The organism is Pseudomonas maioricensis (assembly GCF_022790535.1).
GTDB lineage: Bacteria > Pseudomonadota > Gammaproteobacteria > Pseudomonadales > Pseudomonadaceae > Aquipseudomonas > Aquipseudomonas maioricensis.
This window is the reverse complement of sequence record NZ_LOHG01000001.1, coordinates 324,661-333,083: the sequence shown is the minus strand read 5'-3', so window position 1 is coordinate 333,083 and position 8,423 is coordinate 324,661. Positions and strand designations below refer to the sequence as shown.

Sequence of the window (8,423 nt, the reverse complement as noted above, 5' to 3'; positions counted from 1 at the left end):
ATCTGTCTGATACACCGCTATCGCGGCCTCGCGGTGCTCGTGCGCTCCTACAAGTCCACCGTTTGGCGCGATGATGATGGACACTTGGCCGCTCCCACAGGATTGCACCCAAATGTGAAGCGATGCGTCTGGCCATCCAATATGCCTACAATCGCGTCTTGTCGCCTTAGCTGAGAAGCCGGATGAAACGCAGCCTTTCTATTCTTGTATTCATCATTGCCCTCGTCGTCGGCGCGGGTGCCTGGTATCTGCACAGCAAGCAACCGCAGCGTGACGGCGAAATCGCCCTTGCTCACCTTCAGGCGCCGGTCAGCGTGCGTTATGACGAGCGAGGCGTGCCGCATATCCGCGCCGAAAACGAAGCTGATCTGTATCGCGCACTGGGCTATGTGCAGGCTCAGGACCGACTGTTCCAGATGGAAATGGTCCGTCGTCTGGCACGAGGTGAACTGGCTGAAGTACTGGGTCCCAAACTGGTGGCGACGGACAAACTGTTCCGCAGCCTGCGTATTCGTGAACACGCCGACGACTACGTCGCCCGCCACGACAAGGACACGCCTACCTGGAAGGCCCTGCAAGCCTACCTCGACGGTATTAATCAGTATCAGGACAGCCACGCCAAACCACTGGAGTTCGACGTGCTGGGCATCCCCAAGCGACCGTTCACTGCCGAAGACACTTTGAGCGTGGGCGGCTACATGGCCTACAGCTTTGCCGCAGCCTTTCGCACCGAGCCTTTGCTGACCTATGTGCGTGACGAACTGGGTGCTGATTACCTGAAAGTATTTGATCTCGACTGGCAGCCCCAAGGCGTTCTTGATCAACCAGCCAAACTCTCGACAGCCGACTGGAAGAGCCTCAATCAGCTCGCTTATTTGAGCAATGAGGCGCTTGAGCAGGCAGGCCTGCCGCAGTTTGAAGGCAGCAATGCATGGGCTGTTGCCGGCAGCCGGACCCAAAGCGGCAAGCCGTTATTGGCGGGCGATCCGCATATCCGCTTCTCGGTGCCAGCGGTGTGGTACGAAGCGCACCTGTCCGCGCCGGGCTTTGAGCTGTACGGCCATCATCAGGCGCTCAACCCTTTCGCGTCGCTGGGCAACAACATGGACTTCGGCTGGAGCCTGACCATGTTCCAGAACGATGACCTGGACCTGATCGCCGAGAAAACCAACCCGCAGAACCCCAATCAAGTCTGGTATCACGGACAGTGGGTCGACATGACCACCACCGAACAACAGATCGCGGTCAAAGGCGAAGCACCGGTCACGCTGACACTGCGCAGGTCGCCTCACGGCCCTATCGTCAACGACGTAATGGGCGCCACCGCGAGCACCACGCCGGTTGCAATGTGGTGGTCATTCCTGGAGTCGGAGAATCCGATTCTGGAAGGCTTCTACGAAGTAAACCGCGCCGATACGCTGGATAAGATGCGCACTGCCGCAGAGAAAATTCAGGCACCGGGATTGAATATCGTCTGGGCCAATGCCAAAGGCGACATTGGTTGGTGGGCGGCGGCGCAGTTGCCGATTCGTCCCGAAGGCGTGAACCCTAACTACATTCTTGATGGCAGCACTGAGCAAGCCGACAAACTGGGCTTCTACCCCTTCAGCGCCAACCCGCAGGAAGAAAACCCTGCGCGCGGCTACATCGTCTCAGCCAACTTCCAGCCCCTCTCGCCCACCGGCATGCAGATCCCTGGTTACTACAATCTGGCTGATCGCGGTCAGCAGTTGAATCGGCAACTGAGTGATGCATCGGTCAAGTGGGATCTGGATAACAGCAAGGCGCTGCAACTGGGTACGCAGACCGATTATGCCAACCGGGTTCTACAGCCGCTGCTTCCCGTGCTCCGCGATGTCATCAGCGATCCGGAAGAGAAAGCGCTGGTAGAACGGCTGGCCAACTGGAAAGGCGACTATGGGGTTGATTCGGTGGGTGCCACGCTGTTTAACCAGTTCCTCTTCGACCTGAGCGAAGAGGTCTTCCACGATGAGCTGAGCGATGGTCTCTTCGAAACGCTGCTATCAACAAGAGTGATCGATGCCGCCCTGCCCCGCGTGGCCGCCGACGCCAGTTCGCCGTGGTGGAACAATCGTAATTCGCCGTTTGAAGAAAACCGGGCACAGACGGTCAAGGTCGCTTGGCACGCCACGGTCTCGCACCTTAAATCCACATACGGGCTCAACGCAGACGAATGGCGCTGGGGCAAAGCCCACACCCTGACCCACGCGCATCCGCTGGGTACGCAAAAGCCGCTGGATCAGCTTTTAAACGTCGGGCCGTTCGCAGCGCCGGGCACGCATGAGGTGCCAAACAATCTTTCGTCTCGAATCGGGCCTGCACCCTGGCCCGTCGGTTATGGCCCCTCAACCCGCCGCCTGATCGACTTCGCCGACCCGGCCCATGCGCTCGGCATCAACCCCGTAGGACAGAGCGGTGTGCTATTTGATCAACACTACTCGGATCAGGCACAGACCTACATCAACGGCGAGTACGTGCCGCAGCATCTGAGCGAAGAGGATGTGGCGAAGAACGCCAAGGGGACGTTGCGGTTGGTGCCAAGTGGCTAATACCCAGGCCCGGTAGGAGCGAACTTGTTCGCGAGGCGATGATCCTGCCTAAAACAGTTATACCGCCTCGCGAACAAGTTCGCTCCTACCGGAATTTACCTGACGCTTTAAACCGGCACAGGCCTTCATCAACGATGAGTACCTACCGCAGCATCTGAGCGAAGAGGATGTGGCGAAGAATGCCCAAGGCACCTTGAGGTTGATGCCGGGGGCTGATCTGTGGGAGCCGAGCTTGCTCGCGATTGGGCTGGACGTGATCGAAAGTGAACCGCATTCATCCTCATCGCGAGCAAGCTCGGCTCCCACAAGGTCACCTACATACTGAAGATCATCACACCGGCGCAGCGGCGCGGCGTGGGTCGGGCTGTTTGTAGCTATCCGCCGCGCTTTCTTCGATGGCTTGCTGGATGGCTTTCTTGCGCTGTTGCTCGGCACGGCGGCTGAAGAACCAGACCAGGAAGGTCGCACACGAAACGGCCAGCAGAATCAGGCTCGCTACAGCGTTGATTTCCGGCTTCACGCCCAGGCGCACGGCAGAGAACACTTCCATTGGCAATGTCGTCGAGCCAGGACCGGACACGAAGCTTGCCAGTACCAGATCGTCCAGCGACAGCGCAAAAGACATCATGGCCCCCGCCGCCAGCGATGGCGCAATCATCGGGATGGTGATCAGGAAGAACACCTTCCATGGCCGCGCTCCAAGATCCATGGCCGCTTCTTCAATAGACAGGTCCAGCTCACGCAACCGTGCCGAAACCACTACAGCCACATAAGCCGCGCAGAACGTGGTGTGAGCGATCCAGATGGTGACGATGCCGCGCTCCTGCGGCCAGCCAATCAGTTGCGCCATGGCCACAAACAGCAGCAACAGCGACAGACCGGTAATCACTTCAGGCATCACCAGCGGCGCTGTAACCAGCCCGCCAAAAAACGTGCGGCCTTTGAAGCGCGTGATACGGGTCAACACGAACGCTGCCATGGTGCCCAGCGCTACCGCAGCAATCGCTGTGTAGGTGGCGATTTCCAGGGAGCGCATCACCGAGCCCATCAGTTGCGAGTTATCCAGCAGCCCGACATACCAGTGCACCGACCAGCCACCCCAGACCGTTACCAGTTTGGAGGCGTTGAACGAGTAGATGACCAGAATCACCATCGGCGCATAGATGAACAGCAGGCCAAGGACCAGCATCATGTTCGAGAATCGAAAGCCTCTCATGCCCTGCCCTCCAGCTCTTTGGCCTGACTGCGGTTGAACAGAATGATCGGCACGATCAGGATCAACAGCATGATCACCGCCAACGCCGAAGCCACTGGCCAGTCGCGGTTATTGAAGAACTCTTGCCACAGCACGCGGCCAATCATCAGGGTTTCCGGGCCGCCCAGCAGTTCAGGAATAACAAACTCGCCGACCACTGGAATGAACACCAGCATGCAGCCGGCAATCACCCCGTTTTTAGACAACGGCACGGTGATTTTCCAGAAACTGTTGAAAGTGCTCGAACCCAGGTCAGACGCGGCTTCGAGCAGACTCGAGTCGTGTTTTACCAGGTTGGCATACAGCGGCAGGATCATGAACGGCAGGTACGAATACACAACGCCGATATACACCGCGAGGTTGGTATTGAGTATCTGCAACGGCTCGTCGATCAGGCCGAGCCACATCAAGAATGCATTGAGCAGCCCGTTGTTACTGAGGATGCCCATCCACGCGTAAACCCGGATCAGGATCGCGGTCCAGGTCGGCATCATGATCAGCAGCAACAGCACGGTTTGCAGTTCCTTGCGCGCGGTCGCAATGGCGTAGGCCATCGGGAAGCCGATCAGCAAGCACAGCAAGGTGCTGAAGAACGCCATTTTCAGCGAACCGAGATAGGCCGAAATGTATAGGTCATCGCCTGTCAGCAGCGCGTAGTTGGCGAAGTTGAGGATGACCTCAAACTTCTGCTCGGCGTAGCTGAAAATTTCCGTGTAGGGCGGAATCGCCACGTCGGCTTCAGCGAAGCTGATCTTGATGACGATCAGAAACGGCAAGGCAAAGAACAGGAACAGCCAGAGAAACGGCGCTCCAATGACCAGTTGCCGACCGGTGGGTACAACCCGGTCCAGGGCACGCTTGATTTTGCGTATCTTCATGAGCGCAATACCACGCCGCTGTCGTCTTCCCACCAGACAAACACTTCATCGCCCCAGGTTGGCCGGGTGCCCTGACGCTCAGCGTTAGCCACGAACGACTGCACGAGCTTTCCGCACGGCAGTTGCACGTAGAACACCGAGTGACCGCCCAGATACGCAATGTCGTGGACTTTGCCGCGCGACCAGTTGTATTCGAAAGACGGCTGTTCGGTGGTGACCAGCAGTTTCTCCGGACGCAACGCGTAAGTGATGTGCTTGTCTTCCACCGAAGTCGTTACGCCGTGACCGACATAGATATTGCGCTCCAGCTCGGGGCTGCGAATCAGGGCATGACCTTCCATGTCCTCGATCACTTCGCCTTCGAACAGGTTGACGTTACCAATGAATTCGCAGACCAGACGGCTGGTCGGCGTTTCGTAAATATCGATAGGGCTGCCGATCTGAGCAATCCAGCCCAGGTGCATGATCGCGATGCGTTCAGCCATGGTCATGGCTTCTTCCTGGTCGTGCGTCACCATTACGCAGGTCACGCCAACCCGCTCGATGATCTCCACCAGCTCCAGCTGCATCTGCGAACGCAGTTTCTTGTCCAGCGCACCCATCGGCTCGTCGAGCAGCAACAGCTTGGGCTTCTTCGCCAGGGAACGAGCCAGCGCCACCCGCTGACGTTGGCCGCCAGACAGTTGGTGCGGCTTGCGTCGTGCGTACTGGGTCATCTGCACCAGCCTGAGCATTTCGGCCACACGCTCGGTGATCTCAGCTTTCGGCAGCTTGTCCTGTTGCAGACCGAACGCGATGTTCTGTTCCACGGTCATGTGCGGGAACAGCGCGTAGGACTGAAACATCATGTTGATCGGACGGTCGTACGGCGGCATGTCCGTGATGTCGACGCCGTCGAGGTAGATCCGGCCTTCAGTCGGCCGTTCGAAACCGGCCAGCATGCGCAGCAACGTTGATTTGCCGGAACCAGAGCCACCCAGCAAGGCAAAAATCTCGCCCTTGTTGATTTGCAGGGACACGTCGTCCACGGCAATCGTCTCGTCGAATTTCTTCGTGACCCGATCGATCTTGACCAGCACCTGCTTGGGTTGCTGATCGCCTTCGAGTGATTTCTTGTAGGCGCCGGAGGCAACTGCCATGGGTGAAACTCCCAACTGGTTTGCAGCCCGGCCTGCATGGCCGGGCGCGGGGTCTTTTATTTACCGGATTTGATTCGGGTCCAGCTGCGTGTCATGACACGCTGAATCTTCGGCGGCAGCTCGGAATTGACGTACAGGCGCTCCTGAACTTCCTTGGACGGATAGACCGCCTCGTCTGCACGAATGTCTTTGTCCATGAACTCGTCGGAAGCCGGGTTCGGGTTGGCATAGCCGACCTCATCGCTGACTTCGGCGATGACCTTGGGCTCAAGGATGTAATTGATGAATGCGTGAGCCTGCTTGGTATTTTTCGAGTCCGCAGGGATCGCCAGCATGTCGAACCACAGGTTGCCGCCCTCTTTCGGGATGCTATAGGCAATGTTCACGCCTTTGCCTGCTTCTTCAGCCCGGGCCTTGGCCTGGAACACGTCGCCCGAGAAGCCTGCCGCAACGCAGATGTCGCCATTGGCCAGATCGGTGATGTATTTCGAGGAGTGGAAATAGGTCACGTAAGGACGAATTTCCATGAGCTTGGCTTCGGCCTTTTTATAGTCGGCCTCGTTCGTGCTGTTGGGATTCAGCCCAAGATAATTGAGCATTGCCGGAAGCATTTCATCGGCAGAATCGAGCATGGCTACGCCACAGCTCTGCAGCTTCTTGATGTTTTCGGGTTCGAACAGCACCGACCACGAGTCGATTTTATCGACGCCCAGCGCGGCTTTTACTTTTTCTACGTTGTAACCGATACCGTTGGTGCCCCACAGATATGGCACGGCGTACTGGTTACCCGGATCGTTTTTTTCCAGACGCTTGAGCAGCGCCGGGTCGAGATTCTTGTAGTTCGGCAGTTGGTTCTTGTCGAGTTTCTGGAAAGCGCCAGCCTTGATTTGCTTGCCCAGAAAGTGATTCGACGGCACAACCACGTCATAGCCCGTTCGGCCCGCCAGCAGCTTGGCTTCCAGGGTTTCGTTGGAGTCGAACACGTCGTACATCGGCTTGATGCCGGTGGTCTTCTCGAAGTCTTCGAGGGTGCTTTTGCCGATGTAATCGGACCAGTTATAAATATGCACGGTGGACGCCGCGTGCGCTCCGGCTGCAACAGTCAGCGTGGCGGCGGCGAGCATGGATTTGGCAAATAAAGAAATAGACACGTGAACAATCCTTTTTGAGGTGGGGTCTGGAGCCCGTGTCGGAAAATTGAGCAGATCAGGTCGGAAAAATCCGGGGGCGCAACTTACCGTTGTTGACCGCGTATCGCAAAAAAACTTTATGTGACAGTGCCTTGGAATTACCTGTAGAAGCTGCCGAAGGCTGCGATTGATGTCTCTGACACACCGCTATCGCAGCCTTCGGCAGCTCCCACAGGTTTTCCGTCAACCGGGATTATTTACCCGACTTAATCTTGGTCCAGCTACGGGTCATGATCCGCTGTGTGGCGGCTGGCAAATCAGCGATGGCGTAAAGCTTGGCCAGCACGTCAGCAGGTGGGTAAACACCCGGGTCGCTGGTGATGTCTTTGTCGACCAGGGCCGTTGCCGCCGAGTTACCGTTCGGGAAACGCACTTCGTTGGTGATCTCGGCCATGATTTCCGGCTGCATCAGGAAGTTCATGAACTTGTAGGCACCTTCAACGTTTTCCGCGTCTTTAGGGATTGCCACCATGTCGTAGAAGCTACCTGCACCTTCTTTCGGAATGTTGTAGCTGACCTTGACCTTGCCACCGGCTTCTTCAGCACGGGACTTGGCCTGATAGATATCGCCCGAGTAACCGACCGCTACGCAGATGTTGCCGTTGGCCAGGTCGGAAATGTATTTCGACGAGTGGAAGTAACCAATCGAAGGACGGATTTTCAGGAACAGCGCCTCGGCCTCAGCCAGTTGCTTCTTGTCCTGGCTGTCAGTCGGGTAGCCCAGGTAATGCAGGGCAATCGGCAGCATTTCAGTTGGCGAATCGAGGAAGCTGATACCGCACGACTTCAGCTTGGCTGCATTCTCAGGCTTGAACAGCAGGTCCCAGGAGTTGACCGGAGCGTCGGCACCCAGGGCGGCTTTGACTTTGTCCGGGTTGATGCCGATACCGATCGAACCCCACATGTACGGGAAGGCGTGCTTGTTGTCGGGGTCGCTGACCGATACGGCTTTGAGCAGGTCCGTATTCAGGTTTTTGTAGTTAGTCAGCTTGGACTTGTCCAGTGGCTGATACACCCCGGCTTTGATCTGCTTGGCCAGGAAGTTGTTCGACGGCACGACCACGTCGTAACCGGACTTGCCTGCGAGCAACTTGGCTTCAAGGGTTTCGTTGCTGTCGAACACGTCGTAGACGACTTTGATGCCCGACTCTTTTTCGAATTTGGCGATGGTGTCCTTGGCGATGTAATCGGACCAGTTGTACACGTGCAGCACTTTGTCGTCGGCCTGCGCGGCCGCTACGACGCCCAATAGGGACAAAGCTAGGAGGGTCTTGCCAAATTTCTTCATGTGTACAACTCCAGTGTTATTAGGTAGCGGCTTCTAGCCATTAGTCTGGCAAGTTACTGACCGGTGTTTCAAGCTTATCAACGCCGATCTCTGTAGGAGCTGC

6 protein-coding genes are annotated in these 8,423 nt (G+C 57.1%); 1 reads left to right on the top strand and 5 read right to left on the bottom strand.

Annotation, left to right across the window (positions count from 1 at the left end):
- Nucleotides 1–182 precede the first annotated feature (182 nt).
- Nucleotides 183–2,570 carry a penicillin acylase family protein gene (locus AUC61_RS01595; RefSeq protein ID WP_243244158.1) on the top strand — a complete coding sequence of 796 codons (2,388 nt, stop codon included), beginning with the start codon at nucleotides 183–185 and terminating at the stop codon, nucleotides 2,568–2,570.
- A 331-nt stretch (nucleotides 2,571–2,901) separates the two neighbouring features.
- Here the strand turns inward: AUC61_RS01595 and AUC61_RS01590 are convergent, their stop codons facing one another.
- The 5 genes from AUC61_RS01590 to AUC61_RS01570 form a co-directional block, all read right to left on the bottom strand.
- Nucleotides 2,902–3,786 carry an ABC transporter permease subunit gene (locus AUC61_RS01590; protein ID WP_027900691.1) on the bottom strand — a complete coding sequence of 295 codons (885 nt, stop codon included), beginning with the start codon at nucleotides 3,784–3,786 and terminating at the stop codon, nucleotides 2,902–2,904.
- Nucleotides 3,783–4,703: an ABC transporter permease subunit gene (locus AUC61_RS01585; RefSeq protein WP_243244157.1), complete on the bottom strand. Its 921-nt coding sequence runs from the start codon at nucleotides 4,701–4,703 to the stop codon at nucleotides 3,783–3,785. The genes AUC61_RS01590 and AUC61_RS01585 overlap by 4 nt, the downstream gene beginning before the upstream one ends.
- Complete coding sequence (potA, locus tag AUC61_RS01580; protein ID WP_243244156.1) at nucleotides 4,700–5,842, bottom strand: polyamine ABC transporter ATP-binding protein; 1,143 nt, start codon at nucleotides 5,840–5,842, stop codon at nucleotides 4,700–4,702. Before potA ends, AUC61_RS01585 begins: the two co-directional genes overlap by 4 nt.
- 56 nt (nucleotides 5,843–5,898) lie before the next feature.
- A complete protein-coding gene (locus tag AUC61_RS01575; protein WP_243244155.1) occupies nucleotides 5,899–6,993 on the bottom strand; it encodes a polyamine ABC transporter substrate-binding protein in 1,095 nt (364 codons plus the stop codon).
- Between the two features lie 232 nt (nucleotides 6,994–7,225).
- On the bottom strand, nucleotides 7,226–8,320 hold the full coding sequence (locus AUC61_RS01570) for a polyamine ABC transporter substrate-binding protein (protein WP_243244154.1): 1,095 nt from the start codon (nucleotides 8,318–8,320) through the stop codon (nucleotides 7,226–7,228).
- Nucleotides 8,321–8,423 lie beyond the last annotated feature (103 nt).

Excerpts from the sequence above, each read along its gene's own strand:
- AUC61_RS01590 (WP_027900691.1), bottom strand. The coding sequence starts at position 3,786 with ATGAGAGGCTTTCGATTCTCGAACATGATGCTGGTCCTTGGCCTGCTG.
- AUC61_RS01585 (WP_243244157.1), bottom strand. The coding sequence starts at position 4,703 with ATGAAGATACGCAAAATCAAGCGTGCCCTGGACCGGGTTGTACCCACC.
- AUC61_RS01570 (WP_243244154.1), bottom strand. The coding sequence starts at position 8,320 with ATGAAGAAATTTGGCAAGACCCTCCTAGCTTTGTCCCTATTGGGCGTC.
- potA (WP_243244156.1), bottom strand. The coding sequence starts at position 5,842 with ATGGCAGTTGCCTCCGGCGCCTACAAGAAATCACTCGAAGGCGATCAG.
- AUC61_RS01595 (WP_243244158.1), top strand. The coding sequence starts at position 183 with ATGAAACGCAGCCTTTCTATTCTTGTATTCATCATTGCCCTCGTCGTC.